Source organism: Lacunimicrobium album (assembly GCF_052161635.1).
Taxonomy (GTDB): domain Bacteria; phylum Planctomycetota; class Planctomycetia; order Planctomycetales; family Planctomycetaceae; genus SXPC01.
In genome coordinates, this window is record NZ_CP197413.1 from 2,967,680 (window position 1) to 2,988,112 (window position 20,433).

The 20,433-nt window shown below is 54.1% G+C and carries 15 protein-coding genes; 4 read left to right on the top strand and 11 right to left on the bottom strand.

The features are described 5' to 3' along the window. Nucleotides 1–102 precede the first annotated feature (102 nt). The 3 genes from SH248x_RS11800 to SH248x_RS11810 form a co-directional block, all read right to left on the bottom strand. The gene (locus tag SH248x_RS11800; protein ID WP_459554472.1) at nucleotides 103–2,709 is read right to left on the bottom strand and encodes a DUF1549 domain-containing protein; all 2,607 of its coding nucleotides are present in this window, start codon (nucleotides 2,707–2,709) and stop codon (nucleotides 103–105) included. Then, on the bottom strand, nucleotides 2,709–5,213 hold the full coding sequence (locus SH248x_RS11805) for a PPC domain-containing protein (RefSeq protein ID WP_459554473.1): 2,505 nt from the start codon (nucleotides 5,211–5,213) through the stop codon (nucleotides 2,709–2,711). The genes SH248x_RS11800 and SH248x_RS11805 overlap by 1 nt, the downstream gene beginning before the upstream one ends. A 252-nt stretch (nucleotides 5,214–5,465) precedes the next feature. Continuing rightward, a complete protein-coding gene (locus SH248x_RS11810) occupies nucleotides 5,466–6,800 on the bottom strand; it encodes a DUF1501 domain-containing protein (protein WP_459558612.1) in 1,335 nt (444 codons plus the stop codon). Between the two features lie 655 nt (nucleotides 6,801–7,455). On the opposite strand from SH248x_RS11810, the gene SH248x_RS11815 reads away from it, so the two are divergent. The 3 genes from SH248x_RS11815 (at nucleotide 7,456) to SH248x_RS11825 (ending at nucleotide 9,963) form a co-directional block, all read left to right on the top strand. Continuing rightward, complete coding sequence (locus tag SH248x_RS11815) at nucleotides 7,456–7,956, top strand: UvrB/UvrC motif-containing protein (RefSeq protein ID WP_459554474.1); 501 nt, start codon at nucleotides 7,456–7,458, stop codon at nucleotides 7,954–7,956. 479 nt (nucleotides 7,957–8,435) lie between these two features. Next, entirely contained in the window at nucleotides 8,436–9,344 is a 909-nt protein-coding gene (locus SH248x_RS11820; RefSeq protein ID WP_459554475.1) for a hypothetical protein, read from the top strand. Nucleotides 9,345–9,366: 22 nt separating this feature from the next. Then, nucleotides 9,367–9,963 (top strand): SUKH-4 family immunity protein, encoded by a 597-nt coding sequence (locus SH248x_RS11825; protein WP_459554476.1) that lies wholly within the window; start codon nucleotides 9,367–9,369, stop codon nucleotides 9,961–9,963. A 170-nt stretch (nucleotides 9,964–10,133) separates the two neighbouring features. Here SH248x_RS11825 and SH248x_RS11830 read toward each other — a convergent pair whose 3' ends face one another. From SH248x_RS11830 to SH248x_RS11845, 4 genes are all read right to left on the bottom strand, one after another. Continuing rightward, nucleotides 10,134–10,451, bottom strand: a complete 318-nt coding sequence (locus SH248x_RS11830) for a hypothetical protein (RefSeq protein ID WP_459554477.1) — start codon at nucleotides 10,449–10,451, stop codon at nucleotides 10,134–10,136. 326 nt (nucleotides 10,452–10,777) lie between these two features. Further along, nucleotides 10,778–11,842, bottom strand: a complete 1,065-nt coding sequence (locus SH248x_RS11835) for a ribonucleotide-diphosphate reductase subunit beta (RefSeq protein ID WP_459554478.1) — start codon at nucleotides 11,840–11,842, stop codon at nucleotides 10,778–10,780. Nucleotides 11,843–11,876: 34 nt separating this feature from the next. Further along, nucleotides 11,877–12,944 carry a hypothetical protein gene (locus SH248x_RS11840; RefSeq protein ID WP_459554480.1) on the bottom strand — a complete coding sequence of 356 codons (1,068 nt, stop codon included), beginning with the start codon at nucleotides 12,942–12,944 and terminating at the stop codon, nucleotides 11,877–11,879. Then, a complete protein-coding gene (locus SH248x_RS11845) occupies nucleotides 12,935–15,835 on the bottom strand; it encodes a ribonucleoside-diphosphate reductase subunit alpha (protein ID WP_459554481.1) in 2,901 nt (966 codons plus the stop codon). The genes SH248x_RS11840 and SH248x_RS11845 overlap by 10 nt, the downstream gene beginning before the upstream one ends. Nucleotides 15,836–16,702: 867 nt before the next feature. Here SH248x_RS11845 and SH248x_RS11850 point away from each other — a divergent pair. Next, nucleotides 16,703–17,077, top strand: a complete 375-nt coding sequence (locus SH248x_RS11850; protein ID WP_459554482.1) for a DUF2237 family protein — start codon at nucleotides 16,703–16,705, stop codon at nucleotides 17,075–17,077. Here the strand turns inward: SH248x_RS11850 and SH248x_RS11855 are convergent. The 4 genes from SH248x_RS11855 to SH248x_RS11870 form a co-directional block, all read right to left on the bottom strand. Continuing rightward, nucleotides 17,065–18,432, bottom strand: coding sequence for a DUF2254 domain-containing protein (locus SH248x_RS11855; RefSeq protein WP_459554483.1), 1,368 nt, complete (start codon nucleotides 18,430–18,432; stop codon nucleotides 17,065–17,067). The genes SH248x_RS11850 and SH248x_RS11855 overlap by 13 nt on opposite strands. Before the next feature lie 41 nt (nucleotides 18,433–18,473). Then, entirely contained in the window at nucleotides 18,474–18,851 is a 378-nt protein-coding gene (locus SH248x_RS11860) for a hypothetical protein (RefSeq protein WP_459554484.1), read from the bottom strand. 169 nt (nucleotides 18,852–19,020) lie between these two features. Then, nucleotides 19,021–19,752 (bottom strand): MBL fold metallo-hydrolase, encoded by a 732-nt coding sequence (locus SH248x_RS11865; protein ID WP_459554485.1) that lies wholly within the window; start codon nucleotides 19,750–19,752, stop codon nucleotides 19,021–19,023. Between the two features lie 75 nt (nucleotides 19,753–19,827). Continuing rightward, a complete protein-coding gene (locus SH248x_RS11870; RefSeq protein ID WP_459554486.1) occupies nucleotides 19,828–20,214 on the bottom strand; it encodes a DUF1844 domain-containing protein in 387 nt (128 codons plus the stop codon). Between the last annotated feature and the right edge of the window lie 219 nt (nucleotides 20,215–20,433).

Consider the following 20,433-nt stretch of genomic DNA (forward strand, 5'->3'; position numbering starts at 1 on the left):
CCTCGCTCACGCACACAACTGGGGTCAGCTAAAAATCCTGACCCCAGCCACCCACGACCATTCTGTTCCAGCGCCTAGCGCCTAACGCCCAGCGCCTCTCCATCAGTGATTAAACAAAAACTCCCGACTGTTCAGCACCGCCCAGAAGACATCTTCCGTCGCCTGCTCAAACGGCCGCTCGTTGGCATACAGTTCCATTAGCGCTGCCACCTCGTCCGCATTCGGATAACGAGACAGACTGCGAACATAGATCTCATTGATCGCCTGCTCCGGGCTCAGCTTGTCCTTGGCCCATTGCTTGACCAGTCCGCCACGCTGCATCTTCCCGTTGACCGCTTCGCCGTTGATCATGTGCAACGCCTGCGACAAGTTCGGCTCCATGCGAACTTCGCAGGAACACGCTGTCAATCGCGTCGACCGTCCAAACGTCGTCAGGAAGTACGTCGAAGTATTCCCGTCTGCGATCTCGACAGCCCGAGACCCCAGTGGCAACCGGTTGAACTTATCCTGGCTCGCCGTCACGAGTGAAAGAATGTCGAGCATCTGCTCGGCCTTGATCCGTCGGACCGTCTGATGCGAGAAGTTACGCTCATCGAGAGCATTCGTCTCATTGCGACTGGTCGCACGCTGATAGGTGTGCGAATTGCAAATCTCACGAATCAATGTCTTGAAGTCGAACTGAGCATCAACAAGGTGATCCGTCAGCAAGGCCAATAGCGCTTCGTTCGAAGCAGGGTTACTGTCACGCACATCATCGACCGGATCGACAATCCCGATCCCGAAGAAGTGATGCCAGATGCGGTTCGCGAAGTTGCGTGCAAACCACGGATTCTCCGCCGACACCAGCCAGTCAGCCACAACCTGACGTCGATCCTTGCCTTTCGTATCCGCTGCACTTCCCCCGAGGAAAACGGGCGGAATATTGCGTCCCCCGACCGGGTGCTTCACTTCACCACCAAAGCTGTTGAAGACGATCTTCTCTCGCTTATCTTCAGCCGCCTTGCGACCAATCTGCGAGAAGAACGCAGCGAAGCCGTAGTAGTCATCCTGCGTCCAGCGGTCGAACGGGTGGTTGTGACACTGAGCACATTGAATCCGCATCCCCATGAAGATCTGCGCGACGTTTTCGGACGTCTTCAAGGTATCCCGTTCAATCTCATAGAAGTTCGTCTGAGGCTGGGAGAATGTCCCCCCTTCCCCGGTCAGCAGTTCCTTGACGATCTGATCAATCGGCACGTTCGCCACCAGACGCTCTTCCAGCCACTGGTGATAGAGCACGATCGACTTGTAACTGACCTCGTTCGAAGAACGCAGCATCAGCCACTCCGACCACAACCCAACCCACAAATCCTGAAACTCGACTCGACTGAGCAACTGATCGATCACTTCCGCCCGCTTGCTTGGCGATTTGCTTTCCATGAACGCTTTATACTGGTCAGGCGTCGGCACCTGCCCGATCAGGTCGATGTAGACCCGTCGAATGAATTCCTCATCGGTACACAACCCCGATGGCTGCATCCGCAACTGTCGCAGCTTCTTGTTGACCGTCTCATCGACTTCCTTGGAACCCGCAATCGTCGCAACAGTAAACGCAGCTGGCTCCAGCTTCGGCTCTTCCTGTGGAATCACCATGACCGGAATCCCGACCGTATGCTCATCAAACCGGGCCATCATGAACGCCTCGCCCGGGTGACGACTGCTGATAACGCCTGCTTCGTTAACCGTCGCGACGTGATCGTTGTTCGACAGGAAGACCGACAGACGGGTGATATCCCGTTGTGTCCCGTCCGAATAATACGCCAGCACCGTCAGCTTCTGATTCTGTCCATCCCCGCGCAACACCGCATGCCGTGGCGAAATCTCAATCCGCTCACAAGCCGCAACCGCTTGTCCATCCGCAGGCGCCCCCATCGCGATCCAGTCGATCATCGTCTTGGCCATGAGTGAATCAGGCTCCATCCGCTTGCCACCGGTATGCGGCACAGCCCCGACAGACTTCTCCACCAGCAGACTGGCGCTGGGAACTTCGAGGTTAATCCGACGTCCCAGTTGCTCGGTCGTAATGCGAACCTGATCCCCGTTCGGGTCATACCCAAACAGCGACAACATGAACCCGTCTTTTCCGCGAGCCGCCCCGTGACAGCTCCCCGTATTACAGCCTGATTTCATGAAGATCGGCATGACATCCTGGCGAAACGTCAGGGCACGATCCTTCTGAGAATCCTTCACTTCGATCGGCAGCTTCACCAACTGGTCATCGACACGGAACGTGATCTCGGTTTTCCCATCCGCAATCGGATAGAACTTGTTCCCTTCGACACGCACCAGCGCTTCTGGCATCTCGACAACGACTTTCGCGGTCACATCCGTCGTCGTCTCATCCGGATAAATCAGCTGCGCCACAAACGAGCGATCATCCTGCTTCGACGTCATCACGAACGAATTCGGAAACACCACCAGCGTCGGCTTCGGCGCGACCTTCTCAGGCACCGCAACTTCGGCAGCAACAGCCGCCGCAGCAGGCGGAGTCTCAGCAACCGGGGCAGCCGCCGCCGGCGCAGGAGTCTCTGCCGCAGCAGGTACAGTCGCAGCCTCGGCCGCAGGCGGAGCAGCATTTTCCGTCGGAGCCGGTGTCTCTTGTGCCAACAGCACAGATGCCGATAGCGACAACCCGATCAACACAGCGATATTGAAAAAAGATCGAATCATTATTTCCCTCCTTCGCCGGCCTGTTGTTGGCCGAGAAGTCGAAGTTGTTCAATGCGTGAAAGTGGTTTCTTGACCGGTGGCTCAGGAGCCTTAGCGACTTCTGCCGCAGGTGCAGGTTGTTCTTCCTTCTTCGTCTCCGGCATCACGACCTTGCTCGGCTCATCGACCCGCAGCTTCCCGCCATACAGGCGATGCTCGATCGGTTCGCCGTTCTGCATGACCAGCACCTTGCAGAACAGGTTCTTGTGCTGACCAACCGGCGTATCAGTTTCTGCTTTGACATCAAAGACGACTTCCGCCGTGTCCTTGGCGGCTTCCTTCTTCTCAGCAACTGCCTTCGCAGGCAGCCCCTGAAGTTCCAGAGTCGCGTTGCCTTCGTATTCCTTCTTGTTCTTGACCTTCACGATCATCGGCGTCGTCTTGCCCTGCTCAACGGTCGCCTGCTCGAACTCAAGGTTCAGATAAGGATCGGTCACTTCCAGATCGACAAACGGCGTACACAGCGTCACCGGACTACCGTTGACGGTCGTCTTGGCCCGGACGCACACAGCAAACTTTCCTGTCTCCGCTTTATCGTTGGTGTTCAGTGACAAGGCCCCCGAACTCTCGGCACCTTTGATCGTCACCTGGTTGGCGTTGAGACCATTCGGGGCCAGCAGCAGCGACAACGCGATGTCGCCTTCAAATCCCGCTTCCCGCTCGACTTCGACTTTCAGCTGCATCGCCCCGTTCTGCACCATCGGCACCTTGGGCGCAATCGCTTTGATCTTGAACGGATACTTCTGCGTCACCGCCACCGGCATGATCTTGGAACGCTCAACCCAGTACGCATCATTGTTCCCCCCTTGGCGAATCATCAGATGCGACTGCACCAGATCCGCATCCACAACGACGGACCCATCCTCTCGCGTATTGACGGCATTGACCTTCGTCAATCCCACGCCCATCGGGGCCGTTTCTTCCGCCTCGAACATCACAGGAATCTGCCCCCGCGACGTCCAGGTCTCCGGCACAATCATCTTCACACCCGGCGGCAAACCTTCTGCCATGAACTTCAATGCGCCCCCAAAGTCCTTGCGTGTCGCATTGACAATCACCGCATTACAGCCCCCCGGCGCGACCGACATCGTTGCCGTCACATAGCGATCAAAATCAATCGTGCTCATTTCGAGCACCGGCTTCACTTCCGTCACTTCCAGTCGATAAGGATAATCGACCCCGCCTCGCTTCAGTCGCGTATAGACAAACAGCTGATACTCGCCATTCTCCGGCACATCAAAGCGGATATACGGATCGAGTCCCCCCTGATCATCATTCTCCTTCATCGTGCCACCCTTCATATTTCGCAGCGACACAATCGCATCCAGGCGAGAACGAATCCGGTTGGCATAGACGTTCGCTTCGTACTGCTTCCCCTTCTCCAGGTTGTAGACATAAACATCCACATCCCCCGGCTCATTGATCAATCCCGTCACCGCCTGATTGACATTCAAACGCTGAGCCTCTTCATGCTTCCCGTTCGGCTCAGCCTCAATCACATTCTCCCGATCCGAGACGAAATACCAGTTTGGCGAAGGGGCAAGCTTTCCTTCTTGCATCGGATAAAAAGGGAGCTTGTTCCCATCTCGAAACGTCGGCATCTGAGCAGAGTTCAACGTCACATTGAACTCCCCCATCACATCACCGATCATCGTCAGCTCGACAGGCTTCTCAGCCGTCGGCAGCGGACCACCGGATGGCTTCGCTCCGGTCGGACGAGGGAAATCTCCAATGTGCAGCAGGTACTGGAAATTATCGGCCCCACCAAAAGCACTATCACGAACAACCAGATAATACGTCCCGTCAGCGGGCACTTTGAGATTGATGTAGGAATCCTGGTAAGTCAGCGGATGATCATCGCACGCGACCACCAGTTGCTTCTGTGAATCATAAAGCCCCAGGTGCGGATCGAAAAATTCCAGCCCCAGACGCATGGCTTCGACTTCCGCCGTGAACCGCTGCCCCGCTTTCAGATCAACAGCATAGTAATCGAGGTCTTCATTCGTCACCTTGCCCGAAGCCGTGACATTCAGATCGACTTTCTGTGCTTCTTCGAAATTGTTGTTCTTCTCTTTCTCTTCGACATATGGAAACGCTGTCACCTGAAACGTCTGCAGCTGGCTCAACCCCGTTGGCGTCCTCACCATACAGGGATACGTTCCCAGACGGGCATCCGCAGGAATCTCGATCACCGCCTCAATGATCTTATCCCCTTTCTCGGGGACAACCGTCAGCGACTTCGCCTTGATCGACGGCTCGAAAAAGACAATCTCCTGGGCATCCTTAAAGCGATCCCCCCGGAACATCACTTTGACTTCCGTACCACGTTGCCCCCCGGAGGGGGTCAAAATGCTGAGCGTGGGATTCGCCGATACCATCGTCGGCAAGGACAACGCCAACAAACCAGTAACCACCAGCCCACGCACCATCGCGCAGCCAGCATCGAGCTTCAACAAAAATCGCATATCATCAACTTTCCGCAGCACGCGTCTCGTCGAGAACGAAGGTGGGATAAAAGGCAGGTTCACTCTCATGTCCCTTCTCCCTTGAGGGGAGACGGTGGCAGCACAACACTTCAGGTGTTGACGAAACTCAGTGCTGACGGATGAGGGTGGGCGATAGGCAGGCTGACGTTCACACTTCCAAGCAAAACGTCAGGGATCAATCCCCACGCGACGAAGAGGAGCACGTCGACGTGGAGACACCAGTTTCAATAATTACGCAAGAATCTCCGTCAACACCTTCCCGCCATCGATAATCTCGATCGGCCGTGCCCCCGGAGCCATCAGCTCTTTATCAGCGACAATCCCCAGACAGTGATAAACCGTCGCGAACAGATCCTCAGGAGAGACTGGATCCAGATCGGGGAACGCAGACGTCGAATCGGAAGCGCCATGGACATAACCACGCTTAAAGCCCCCGCCCGCCATCGCGACGCTGAAGACCTTCGGCCAGTGATCCCGACCAGATGTATTATTGATCTTCGGCGTTCGTCCGAACTCCGAAGAGACCATGACCACCGTCTCTTTCAGCAACCCGCGTTCATCCAGATCGCTGACCAACGCAGCAAACGCCTGATCGAACGATGGCATCTGATTGCGGAAGCCGTTGACGATATTGTCGTGCATGTCCCAGCCACCATACGTGACGTTGACCAGTCGCACACCCGCTTCGACCAGACGTCGAGCCATCAGCAGACGAGAACCCGCGGTGTTCACACCATAGCGGTTCTTCATCTCGTCGGTCTCTTTGCCAAGATCGAACGCGTCACGGGCCTTCTCAGAATTGATCAGCGAATAAGCCCGCTGATAGAAGCTGTCCATCGCTGCAATCGAGTCATCCTTCTGCTGCTGTGTGAACTTCTTGTTGACCATTTCTAACGCATGCTGACGACGAGCAAATCGCTCGTGATCCATGCCCTGAGGCATATCAAGGTCGCGTACCTTGAAGCCCTTCCCGGCCGCCGGGTCCGATCCCAGGCTGAACGGCGAGTAAGAAGAGCTCAAGTAACCGCTGCCCGCAAATTCATTCGGAACATTCGGAATACAGACATAAGGAGGCAGGTTCTCGCGAGGACCATACTCGTGACTGATGACCGACCCGATACTCGGATAGCTCAACGCAGGACTCGGGCGATACCCGGTGAACATGTTATGCGTCCCACGCTCGTGAGCCGCTTCGCCGTGAGTCATGGAACGAATGATCGTCAGCTTGTCAGCAATCTTGGCGGTGTGTGGCAGCGTCTCGCCAAAGCGAACCCCGTTGATCGCGGTATCGATCGAACCAAAATCCCCGCGATACTCGACAGGGGCATAAGGCTTCGGATCGAATGACTCCTGCTGGGCAATCCCCCCGGGCAGGAAGATATGAATGACCGACTTCGCAGTCCCTTCGAAACTCTGATAACTCTTCTGCTCTGCAAATGCTGTCTGATAACGGAACAGATCCGCCAGTCCCAGACCAGCCCCAGCCAGGAAGCCGGTACTCAGGAATGTCCGTCGGTGAATCGGGTTCTGCGCAAAAACCGGGAGTTGACCAAGCAGCGTGGACATTGTTGGCATCAGAATCCCTTTCGAAGGCGGGTCGGGGGGAAGGAAGGTCGCAAGGCAGGAGGGACGCGAAGTAACTCATCAAGACAAGTCACCTGCGTGTGAGGTATGGCAGGTAAAACATAAACCGCATTCAATTTGAAAACATGCGACAAAAAGTGCAACGCCTTTGTTCTTTTTTTTAACACTTTGTCCCAAAACACCTTGACGCAATACGCCAAACGTGAATCCCACGTGTTCTGTCCGTTTTGCAGCCATTTTTAAGCACAAATTGAACATCTTTATCTGTAGCTAAAAAACTAGTACTCCACTACCTAAATGCAACTCCACCCAACTTTGCAACTATTGCAACAAACCCCACTAATACATGCCCTTCTCCCCCCGTGGAAGCAAGGAGCCTTCTCTCGTCGATGAGACGAGAGAAGGTGACGCGGTAGTCTTCTCAGGAAAAGGTGGCCGAAGGCCGGATTAGGGCATCGCGCCAATAAGCCGTCTATAAACTCGTAGCCCACCCGATGGCACACCCCCGCCTCATTCCGCTCCCACCCCGCGCACAAACTCCCCGCCACCCCACGCACTTCCCAACCCACCTTTCCAAACCCTATAATCATTCCGCCCGACCATCCGACCTGAGTTCGCGACCGAAGGATTGACCGCCATGAAAAAATGCCACATCTGCGCCAAGCCCTCCGTCTATCACGTCACCATCCTGCAGAACGGACAGGTCAAAGAACTCCACCTCTGCGAACACCACTTTCATGATTACATGAGCCAGCCCTCCTCCGACGTCACCGCTCTCCAGGAAGAAATGATTGCCGAAGGGGAAGACCTTCCCGAAGAATTCGCCCAGGAATCCGAAAAACGCTGCCCCAACTGCGGCATCAGCTTCCAGGAATTCCGCGAGCAGGGACGCTTCGGCTGCCCCAACGATTATTACGTCTTCTATGACCGCTTAGTTCCCCTGCTCCAGAACATCCAGCAGGCCACAGAACACGTCGGCCGCACCCCCAAATCCGCCACCGGCAACTCCAGCCAGCAACACTACGAACTCATCAAACTACGGCGCGACCTCGCCCAGGCCGTCGAATCCGAAAACTACGAACTCGCCGCCAGACTCCGCGACCAGATCCGCCAGTCCGAAAAACATTCCGCATCGTGAATCATGTCAAAACGAGTTTTTTGCTCCCGCACCTGCGGACAGCGTGATTTTCCGAGAGAACGGTTCAATCCCCTAACCCTTACATCCCGCAATTCCCTGACATCCCCTCTTCTCACCGCAGTCCTCACCCGCTTCCTTCTTGACCCATCTTGAAAAGTCACCTTAAGATAGGTTGTGCGGATCATGTCTTTCGACGCGAATGCCTGAGGCAACTTTTCATCCTGTTTGCCCGGCGTTCACCTCCGAATTCAGCGCCAGCTCATTTGGTGTCGAAGAAACTCTGCAGCTATGCCCTGTTTTCGTTCGTCCCTGTTCCCCACAGGCGAGCGGGGGGTGTCAACCCCCTGTCTTCTTCCGAAAAGAAGGTCAGATGAGGGAATCGCGTCAGACGCTCATTGACAGACATTCCTTCCCACAAACAACAGGCAACAACCAACCCGTTTGGATTTTCAAACGACTTCTAAGAGCATCGGACTCTCATGACGACATTCGGTAACGTCCTACTGGCTTTGACCATGCTCCTGGGGGCCCTTGCGTTTGGTCTGACCGCCTCCCTGCTCAAACACCGCGACGGCTGGCAAGCCGCCGTCATCAAAGCCAAAGACAATTACGAGCAGGTCTCTGGCAATCTGATTAAACGTCAGAACGAAGTCGCCGCCGCCAACACCGAACTCCAGCGCGCCATGCTCTCCTGGGGCCAGATCTGGAACAACGTCCCCGTTCAAATCTTCAACGCCCAGAACGGCGTGCTCCAACTCGGCATCGGACAAAACGCTGGCCTGGCCATGGAAGGCGTTCAAGGCAACATCGCCCCCACGCTCTATGCGTTCCAGCCTGATCCGACTGGCGAAGGCTTCCTCTACGTCGGCCAGTTCAAAGTCACCAACATCACCGGCACTAACGCCACCGTTCAACTGAGCCGACTCCCTCGACCCAACGAAGTCGCGACTTGGCGACCGGGAGCCTGGCGTTTCCGCGATGAAATGCCACAAGGTCAGGTCGTCCGCTTTGACGACCTCGGCGTCCAGATCACCATCGCGACCGAACAAGGCAACGAGCGCCTCGAAAAAATCAAAGCCGAACAAGCCAACCTCGCCAAAGCCATCACCCAACTCGATCAGCGCATCGCCGAACTCAACGGCTTACCCAACGCCCCCGCTAACGCCCCCGAAGTCCTGAAGAAAGGCCTCGTCGCCTCGATCCAGGACGAAGATGCCTCTCGCAATGCTGACCTCGCCGAACTCAACCGCCTGCGTCATGACCTCTTCACCAAATACAACCTGATGCTCAAACTCAAAGACGACAACCTCGCCCTCGAAGCCAAACTCCCCGGCGGCGAAACCGTCATCAACGCCCCCAAAACCAACCAGTCCGCCAAACTCGACTAACCTCTCATTCAAGTTAGGTGACATGCAATCTTGCTCGCCAATCGAATTTGCAAGTCGCTGGCAATGTGAAGCAAGACCGTTCACCTTTCCTGTGTCGCTTCCATTACTTCCAGATAATTGCATCTCGATACTTCGCGAATATGGGCTGCCGCGCGAAGTCAGCATACGATGCTACAACGACATTTCTTTGAAGTTCCATCAGACTCTGACGCCACTTGAGTTGATATGGAGTCGCCATATAGATCTCGGCTGCAAGCTGGGCAAAATGCCTTCCGAGTGGAAGCGATTCTGGCATGTTGGTGATACTGAGTACCTTCAAGGAGGGGCATGGATTTGCCTTGAAGAATCGACAGGCCGGATTTTCGCCATCGACTTAGACCTACCTGAGCCTGTCTATCTCGTGAATTCGAGTGTTGCAAATCTTTACACCACATTGAACGCTTTGCTGCTTTGGACCAAAGAGAGCACTGGTGATCACAACGCAATGATGAGACTTCGAGCTGACCTCAAACAGCAAGACTGTATTCCCCCTGATGAATTAAACGCCTTCTGGTTGAATAACATCGAAGCATCGGTGGACAACAGGATCTCTTATTTGGCATTTCACCTTGTCTCATAGACTCTCCTCTCATCACCCACGCTTCGACCGCATCGCCTCCACCTTCTTGACTCTACCTTCCTCGATCAACTCCCGGTACTTCTCGCTCCGATAAACCAACGTCTCTTCACTCATGCCTCGCTCCCATCAGAGCCGCGACCGAGAGGGAGCGCAAAACCGCGTCCATCGATTCAACGAGTTGCTTCACCCAGATCAACTTCACGCTCATCAATGTAAACGTGCACGCGCGCCATCGTCACCACAACGCGAACCTCTTTGCTGCCATCGGGCACCACGGCTACCGGCCGACCATCAATCACCACCCCGCCACCCACAAAGATTCGATGTCCGCCTGAAGTCATCGCCACGCCGCCCGACTTAGTTGTCAGTGTACAACCATGTCCTTCAATCGAAACCTCACACCCCGATTCCAGCGTCCCGCGACAGACCGTGGTGCTCATCAACCACAACACCAACCCACAACAGACTGCTTTCAACGACATCAGCATGGAACACTCCCCTTCATTACCAATTGCAATTTAGACCATCGCGATCACAAAAGTCGTGCCATGCTCACAGCTTTGGGTGAGCATGCTGCTTCGTTTGACGTTGGAGCGTCCAGAACATGCCGCAAGCATGGCACTTTGCTCTCCTGTAGGGTGCTGGTGAGGCTTCGCGAACCGCACCAAATCCACGTCCAACCCATTATAAAACGAAAAAGCCCCCAACAACACGTCGGAGGCCTTCTCTAAAAAATGTTCTCTACCCGCAGCCAATGGCGCAACCAGGAAGTCAATCGACTCCCCATCAGCCGCACCTGTCGACGGATGTCGGATTAGTCCCAGTTCAGCGTGCCGCCCGTCTGGTATTCCGTGACCCGTGTTTCGAAGAAGTTCTTCTCCTTGGCCAGGTCCATCGTTTCGCTCATCCAGGGGAACGGATTGGACGAACCGTAGATCGACGGCAGTCCGATACGCTCCAGGCGTCGGTCTGCGACGTGTTGAACGTAGTCGCGGAACAGATCGCCGTTGAGGCCGAGGACGCCGCGTGGCAGACAGTCTTTGGCGTAGTCGATTTCGAGTTCGACCGCTTTACGCACGCGGGCGATCATCGCTTCCTGGAACTCATTGGTCCACAGTTCTGGATTCTCAGCTTTGATACCATTGATCAGGTCGATCCCGAAGTTCAGGTGGATCGATTCATCCCGCAGGATGTACTGAAACTGCTCGCCGATCCCCGTCATCATATTGCGACGGTGGAATGACAGGATCATGACGAAGCCTGAGTAGAAGAAGATCCCTTCCATGATCAGGTAGTAGCCGATGAGATTCTTCAGGAACATCTGAGCCCCTTCGAAGCTCTCGGTCGTGAAGTCCGGATCGAGCACTTCCGCGGTCAGTTCCATCTCGAACTTGTCTTTGCGGGCGATCGAAGGAATCTCGTGATACATGTTGAAGACTTCGCCTTCATCGAGACTCAAGCTATCCACAACATACATAAAGGTATGCGTGTGAATCGCTTCCTCAAACGCCTGTCGCAGCAGATACTGACGACACTCAGCGTTCGTGACGTGCTTGAAGATCGCCAGCACCAGGTTGTTCCCGACCAGCGACTCCGCCGTCGAAAAGAACCCCAGATTCCGCATAATGACCTGCTTCTCATCACGGGTCAGCTTGTCCGACTTCCAAGTCTCGATGTCCTTGGTCATCGCGACTTCCGTCGGCATCCAGTGATTCGCACACCCATTGAGATAATGCTCCCACGCCCAGTTATACTTAATCGGCATGAGTTGGTTGACATCAACCTGAGCGCAGTTAATGAGCCGCTTGTCATTGGCACGGAAACGGTCGGTGGGCGCAGAAGCGAGTTGGCGTTCTTGAATAGATGAAGGGGGAGTCATCACAGGATCCTTAGTTGTATTTGATATGTTTATTTTATTTTGCAGAAATTCGACCACGGCGGCTAACAGGTTTGCTCTTTGCAATAGGAGAAAACAAGCCCTCTTTGCGGAGGAAGCTAAGAGAATCACAAGAAAAAAGTTCTAGTCCCTGATAACGATTCTGTAGAGTAAGTATCTCTGCAGGCTCGAAACCCAAGCACGTGCCTCGAACTCTCCTATCCAAGCCATCCTTGGGACTAGAGCTAAAGATTTTTCTGAAAATGCCCATATTTGATTTATGATAGCCAAATCCAAGAAAAACCACGTTTGAAGCAAATGCAATCCAGTCTTGTACATCTTGCGGCAAAGCACCAACCATAGACAGTCCAACAAACTCTATTGAATTGAAGTTCTGGATGGCTTCGTCATGCTCAGGAGGCAATCCATGATCTCTCAGGTATCTGGATTTTCCATAGTAAACATGTTTGTGAGCGTCCTCGTCATAGTTCTGAATTGGCCCCAGCCATCCACGAAGATGATGGATTCCAAGGTGCTTGACGATCGCTCCAGCTTCAAACTCTGAAATCCTACGTCGATTCAATAAAGAATTGTATAAATAGTATTCTAGTGATCTGTCATAATTAAACGTAAGAATCCTAATACCGCTATCGAGTTCATTCCCGCTGTTGTCCAAAAAATTGTTCAATATATAGCGGTACCAGTCATTCTCTATTCCACCTCTTTCAAACAAGGACGTACTCTTGTATTCAAATTTACGAATAATTTTGTAAACAATAAATTTTCCTAGCTTTTCGAACTCTCGATTTTGTTCAACAAATGCGTCAATGCTGTCGTAACCTGAATTACGTAGTCGCTTTTTGAACTCTTCGAGTCCAGAGACCGTAAATACATTGCGATCTATATATGAAGCGGCCGTCACTTCCTCGGATGAAATGGAAGCAATCGACTGAACTAGTTTTTCGCCAGATGGAAAACCATATGGCATGCTAGCGCCAGCTCCCAAAATGATCAGTGTATGGCATTCCATAGACATATCTCTGCTTTGAGCATGTAAGAGAGCAGCCCCATTTGGGGCTGCTGTAACCAACTGGCTTACTGACAAGACTCACAATCCGGGTTGCGCGGATCGCAGACCATCATAGACACAGGCATCTCTTCTTCCACCGCTTCTTTGAAGTGATGCCCGTTGCTGTTGCCACCTTTGCTGTTGACCGCAGCGTCGGTCTCGGCGTTCAGCGAGCGGTCCAGGCGAATTGAAGATGATGCCGACTTGCTCTTCATCCAGCGTGGCTGGATGCCGAACTTGTTGACGTCGATCGTTGATTTCTCGACCTGGGTCGCTGCGAGGGTTCGCAGGTAGTAGGTCGTTTTCAGGCCGGTGTTCCAGGCGTAGAAGTACATCTCGTCGAGTTTCTTGCCGCTTGGACCGGCCATGTAAAGGTTCAGCGACTGGCCCATGTCGATCCACTTCTGGCGACGGGCTGCACAGTCGATGAGGTAACGGGGATCGACTTCGAAAGCCGTCATGAAGCGGGCCTTGATGTCGTCTGGCATGATCGCGATCTCGGAGATCTGACCATCGTAATACTTCAGAGCATCGAGCATGTCGCTGTTCCAAAGATTGCGGCTCTTCAGTTCATTGACCAGTTCGATGTTGATCTGTGTGAAGTCACCCGACAGGTTGCTCTTGGCATACAGGTGCTTGTACGTCGGCTCGATCGACTGAGTTGACCCCACGATGGTCGAGATCGTCGCGGTGGGAGCAATCGCCATACAGTTGCTGTTACGCATCCCGTGCTTGCGAACCGCCTGACGGACGACGGTCCAGTCCATCGTGCTGCTGCGATCAACATTGAGGGCCACCCCACGCTGCTCTTCGAGATACTCCAGCGTATCCATCGGCAGCATCCCGCGATCCCACTTCGAGCCTTTATAGCTGGAGTAGGTACCACGCTCTGCAGCCAGTTCTGAGGAGGCCATGATCGCGTAGTAGGAAATCGCTTCCATACTGCGATCGGAGAACTCGACCGCTTCTTCCGAGGCGTAGCTGATCCCCAGAGAGACCAACGCATCCTGGAAGCCCATGATCCCCATCCCGACCGGACGGTGACGCATGTTGGCGTTCTTGGCTTCCTGAGTCGGATAGAAGTTGATGTCGATGACGTTATCGAGCATTCGCATGGCAGTGCGAATCGTCGTCTGCAGCAGAGGCAGGCTCAGTTCGCCGTTGACGACGTGTGTCTTCAGGTTGATCGAGCCGAGGTTACAGACCGCGATCTCATCCTTGGACGTATTGAGCAGAATCTCGGTGCACAGGTTGCTCGAGTGCACCACGCCGCAGTGATCCTGAGGCGATCGCAGGTTCGAAGGATCCTTGAACGTGATCCATGGGTGACCGGTCTCGAACAGACGGGTCAACATCTTACGCCACAGGTCCTGAGCAGGAATCTTGCGAGAGAGCTTGATCTCCCCTTCTTCTGCCATTTGCTCGTACTGGACGTAACGGGTTTCGAAGGCCTTGCCGGTCAGATCGTGCAGATCACGAACTTCGTCCGGACTAAACAGAGTCCAGGTTTCATTCGACAACACACGCTTCATGAACAGGTCAGGAATCCAGTTCGCAGTATGCATGTCATGCGTACGACGTCGGTCATCCCCGGTGTTCTTACGCAGATCGAGGAACTCTTCGATATCGAGGTGCCAAGTCTCCAGGTAAGAGCAGACCGCCCCCTTCCGCTTGCCACCCTGATTGACCGCGACAGCCGTATCGTTGACAACCTTCAGGAACGGAATGACACCCTGGCTCTTGCCGTTCGTGCCGTGGATGTGCGAGTTGGTCGCACGGATGTTCGTCCAGTCGTTCCCCAGTCCGCCGGCCCACTTGGAGAGCTTGGCGTTGTCGGAAACCACCTTGAAGATGTGCTCCAGATCGTCTTCGACGGTCGACAGATAGCAGGAGCTCAGCTGAGGATTGAGGGTCGCAGAGTTGAATAGCGTCGGAGTGGCTGAGGTGAACAGGAACTGCGACAGCAAGTTGTAGAACTCGATGGCGCGGGCTTCTTTCTGCTCCCCTTCATTGACCGCCAGCCCCATCGCGACCCGCATCCAGAAGTACTGAGGGGTTTCGATACGACGGTTATCAATGTGGATCAGGTAACGATCATAGATCGTCTGCAGACCCAGGTACTGGAACAGATGATCGCGCTCCGGCATCAACGCATCGGCGATCTCGGTCAAGTTGAACTCGCGCAGACCTTCCGTCAGACGCTCAGCCTTGATCCCGTCGATGATGTAGTGCTCGAACTGGTGACGATAAACCGACAGCAGTTTCTTCTTCTCAGGGACTTCGCCGAGGGCATCTTTATAGATGACATTCAGCATCAGACGAGACGAAACGGTATCGTAAGCAGGATCGCGCTCAATCCGAGATCGTGCAGCCAGGATCATCCCGCGGTAAATCTCGCTGACGGTGATGCCGTCATAGATTGAGCGCAGGACATCGTCCATAAGGTCTTCGATTGGACAGACATCTTCCACACCCTTACAGGCTTCCTGCATCCGGCGACGCAGACGGACCTGATCGAAAGGGACGCGGGTGCCGTCTTCGAGGACGACATACGTTTGCGGACGGGCTTCCTGGACCGTCTCCTCCCCTTTCAGGGCACGCAGCTTGGCATGTTCAGCACGGTAAACGATATACCGACGAGCCACTTTATAGTGACCGCGACGCATCAGCAGCATTTCGGCGAAGTCTTGAATCTTCTCCACGTCGACCCCCTGGGACGAACTGGCGGACGATTGAAGTTCGTTCGAAATCTCGCGAGCAATGCTCGGGACTTCGTCCTGCAGATCATCGTGCAGAGGCTGGTGATCTGCCAGATTCAGTTCCGCCCGGAAAGCGTTTTCGATGGCTCGCTCGATCCGAGTCATATCAAACGGAACTACTCGGCCATCACGTTTACGGACAATCCATTCTGATTGTGCACGAATCATTCGTCGCTATCTCCTATTTTCGATCCCAAGGCGTCGGCTTCGTGCCAACTGAATCCCCATAAATTTTGTTTCTAGTCACAGGAAAAACCCCGCAACCACGACGTCAGCCAGTCATCAGGCTGATGGCAGACAAGCAAGTCAACTCGCCCGCCGCTTTGGCGTTACTCGCCAGTGATCCCCATCACCAGAAGAGCAAAACCGTTTCCCATTGTGTGTCATCCATGAAGAACTTTTCAGACTCCTTTTCCCAACCTGAAGGCGCGCACGAACGGACTCGAATCAGAACAGAGGTACAGGCATTTTATCGGTCGAAGAGGCAATGTAAATGAACAATTGTCGACCAAAAAGCGTTTCGGCCAGAAACCCACGGCCGGCTGAGAAAAATGCTGTAAAGAGAACTGCTCGTCGACGCGAAATCCATCCGCAACATCCTGTCGAAGTCGAGGAGAAAGGAGATCCAAAACGATTCTTCGCCGGATTTTCATAATCGGGCAAATCCAGTATATCCGCATGGAAGATGGTGTCAATACTATATGTTGTGTTTTCGGATTTGTGCGGTTCCCGGCTTGAGTCCCTTTTGTCGACAAAAAACTAACCCGTTGGCAACTCCCGGTTTGGGTCTATTTCGCATGTGGACAACTTGTTCTTAGTCCCCATTTGGCATGAAGATTTCAAACACCACTGGCAAATAGTCTCATGCCGACCGTGCAATTCAAACTTTACCCAGTTTGACTGATCACGAGATCTTGTGGCCGCCTCATTTACGTCCCCTTTCCACCAATTGCAGTGACGTCGCTCCCCAAACGAAGTCGCCCTTTCTATAAATGATTCACAGCCTCCCCTGCTCTTCTCACCCAAAGGTGCCGCATGCCCGCTACTCCCAAAAACGTCCTCGGTACCGTCCTTCAACCCTGCAGCACGGACCCCATGACCGGCTACTTCCGCGATGGCTGCTGCCGTACCGGTGCCGATGACTATGGCGTCCACGTTGTGTGCGCGAAGGTGACCAAAGAGTTCCTTGCCTTCTCCAAAGCTCGCGGCAACGACCTGAGCACACCCAACCTCGCCTACGGCTTCCCCGGCCTCAAGCCCGGCGACCAATGGTGCCTGTGTGCCGCTCGCTGGAAAGAAGCCTTCCTCGCCGGCATGGCCCCTAAGGTCGTCATCGAATCAACCCACATCTCCGCCCTCGAGTTCGTCAGCCTTGAGGAACTCCAACTCCACGCCGTTCAGTCCACCTGATTCGACAGTGCCTGCAACGCGTTCACCTGCTCTCGGATCTTCTCCACGATCTGGGGCTGTTGCACGTTCGCTTCTGCAATCTGCCTGATGAGTTCGGCATGAAGCCTGACCACTTGCCGATGTTCTTCGCTGTGACACGCCGGAAGAATCAGTTTCAGTTGATCCAGTAGACGTTCGAGAATCAGTCCGTTGTCCCGGCCATAAAGCTGGATCTGTCCGAACGCAGTTCTCAGAACGTGCTTAAAACTGACTGAGGGAATGAGCAGACGCAGATGCCCTTCGTCATCGACTCGACGCTCATCGACGGGCAGACTCCCCGCTAAGCGACGCAGGCTGACTCCCATATAGTCAATACAGATCAGCGCCGTGATCGGGTCATTGATACCTGGCGAAAGTGCTCTCACTGCCACTTCGACCAGTTCCCAGACGGCACTTTCCACGTCCTGATCGGGGGTCCGACGGCTTCCGAGGATCATCGCCTGATGCAGATGCTCTGTCATCTCATCCTGATCCAGCTTGGCCTGCGAATAGATCACCGCGATCTCTTTCTGATCACAGAGAAAATCTCCCGGCCACATCAACAGACGAATCACCAGATCATCGCGGCTGGCCAGCTTCATCAGCGATCGCGTATCGACGATCTGTAAGAACCCCGCCCCCGGCCCCATGATCGTCAGCTGATGCGGCATGCTCTTGAGCCCATCCACCAACTCGGACAGCGGCTTCAGGTTCTTGCGAACCTCTTTGCCTTTTTGACCAACCTGACTGGGATAAAGCCGATCAATCGTCGCGGAGAGATCATCGGCAATCGTCTTGACGACCACATTCGACTGCAACGACGTCGCGATCTGGTCCAGGAAATAGATGAACAACAGGTGATTCACGATCGTCAAAATCAACGCAACAACCACGGACGCATGAGGCACAAACGTGACATTCTCCCCATCCTGCACCCAGAACAGCACGATCAGACAATACATACTCGTGCCCAGAAACATCCCCAGCGTCAACTGGCTGATCCCGCGTGTCATAAAGGTCCGCAGCGGCTGAGATCCGTACTGCGAAGCAGTCAACGACAACGAAACCATCGTGACCGAGAAGATCATCGTCGTCTCAGTAATCAATGCACCCGCGATCGCGCCCAGAATGCTGCGCGCAGAATCCGCCGTCGATAACATCCAGTCGAGAGAATCAATCCGCCCCAGTCGGAAGAACGACTCGACATACGGAATCGTGACTCCCATCACGATCGCAATCAGATTCAAGCAGAGTGGCAGAAACCAGAAGCTGTGGCGGAACTTCGACCATTTTGCCCAGAGCATCGAAGGTTGTATGCTCGCCAGGTAGAAAATCATGATGTTGTCGCTTTGCTGTGATCAATGTTTTGACATCGAACTTACTGCTTCTCCAGGCTGACAACCAGTGACTCGACCAATTCTCGATAAGGCAGGCGCTCCGTTTCCGCGGGCGGGAGTTGACGCTCGACAATCGCTTCGGCCTTTTCCACTCCACATAGCCGGCGCATCTGCTTCACCAGCAGCTTCAACTCTTCGCTTTGAGCCGCTATCGCATACGAATCGTATCGAGACAATAAATGCCGGGGCTGCGTCGACAGCAACACGTCCCTCAACCGCTCGGAAAAATCGAGCAACCCCGCATGGGCCGCCTCATCAGCCGCCAGCAGGACAAAGCGATCCCGCCCCTGCACCTGCCCCTTCTCCTGCGAGACGACAGCCAGACGTAAATACGTCTGAAACGCGCGATCATGATCCACAGGCTGTTTCCTTCGAATAAAAATAATCGCTCACCACGAAGTCTCAAAGAGCACGAAGCTTCACAAAGAGAAGAGTCAACTCGGAAGTGACAACTTCTGACTTTCTGATTTCAGTTAACTTTGTGAATCTTTGTGTTCTTCGAGCCTTTGTGGTGATCCCGTCTCGTCATCAGATCCGAATCGGAATCGTCAGCCCATCAAACGCCACCCGCACATTCGGCGGCAAAGATTCGTCCGTCTCTTCATGCTCGAGCACATGCGAGATATGCGTCAGCCAGGCTCGCTTCGGCTTCACCTTCGCGACCACGTCCAACGCTTCGGCCACCGAGAAGTGCGTCGGATGCGACTCATGTCGCAACGCATCAATGACGAAGTCATCCAGGTTTTCCAGATGAGCAAAGCTTTCCTCGGGAATTCGGTTCACGTCCGTGCAAAACGCAAATCCGCCCACGCGATACCCCAGCGTCTCCAGTCCGCCATGCTTCAAACGAATCGCGTTGATCTTCAAACCAGGGATCTCGACGGGTCCAGGAACAATCGGCTCCAGTTTCACTCGTGGTCGCCATCCTTCGTGCGTCCCAGCCGGGACGTCCGCGAAGGCATAGGGAAACGATTCTCGCAAGACCTTCGCAACGTTTGCTTCGCAGAACAGGGGAATCGCAGCATCCTGAAAGTGACCGTATGCCCTCAGATCATCCATGCCGTAGATATGATCGGCATGCGCGTGCGTATAAAGGACCGCATCGACCCGTTTGACCTTCTCCAGCAACAACTGCTGGCGCAGATCCGGTGGTGTATCGATGACATAGGTTAATTCGCGATTCCGCAGCAGCAGCGACGTTCGCGTCCGTTTGTTCCTCGGATTCTCCGAACAACACACGTCACAATCACAGCCGAGCATGGGAACTCCATGACTCGTCCCGGTCCCCATCAACGTCGCCGTTAAATCCGACTTCAAAGGATCCTCGATTCCATATCAATTCTGACTGGCCTGTACGAAACCCATCCGCAACTGATGCAATGTTTCAATCAAGAGGTTGTTCTCTTCCCTGCTGAGCTTGTTTTTCGTCTTGTCTTCCAGCATCGCCAGAAGATCAATGAAGTACTTGGCCATCCCGAGATTCTTACTCGGCTGATCCTGCCCGGGCATTGGCACGAACCCCAGGCCGACCATCGCCTGTGTACTCAGCATCATGACGAGGCCTGCAAAGTCCGCCGGAGGAAATGTCCCCATCGACGGATCGCTCTCTGCAGAAGACTCCGCCTGACGCAGCTGCTCGTCAAACGCTGCATCTTCTACTTTCACTTTGGACTTCCAATCCTCATCGACATGAATCTCAGAGCGCTCAGATTCACCAGACATGGCTCTCTCCTGAATAAAACGCAGGCATCGAATAACCGAAACGACCTCACCATCGTGCCCAAGGACGAGGCGAACGTCAATTGTCTGACAGGAATTCCCATCAAAGACGTGGATGACCGACGCCTTTCGTCGCAAGAACAGACAATCCTGCCTACTATTTCAGCATGTTTTTTAAGCAATGGCACCGTCTCAGAGGTCTCCAATATTTTTTTCGAAGTT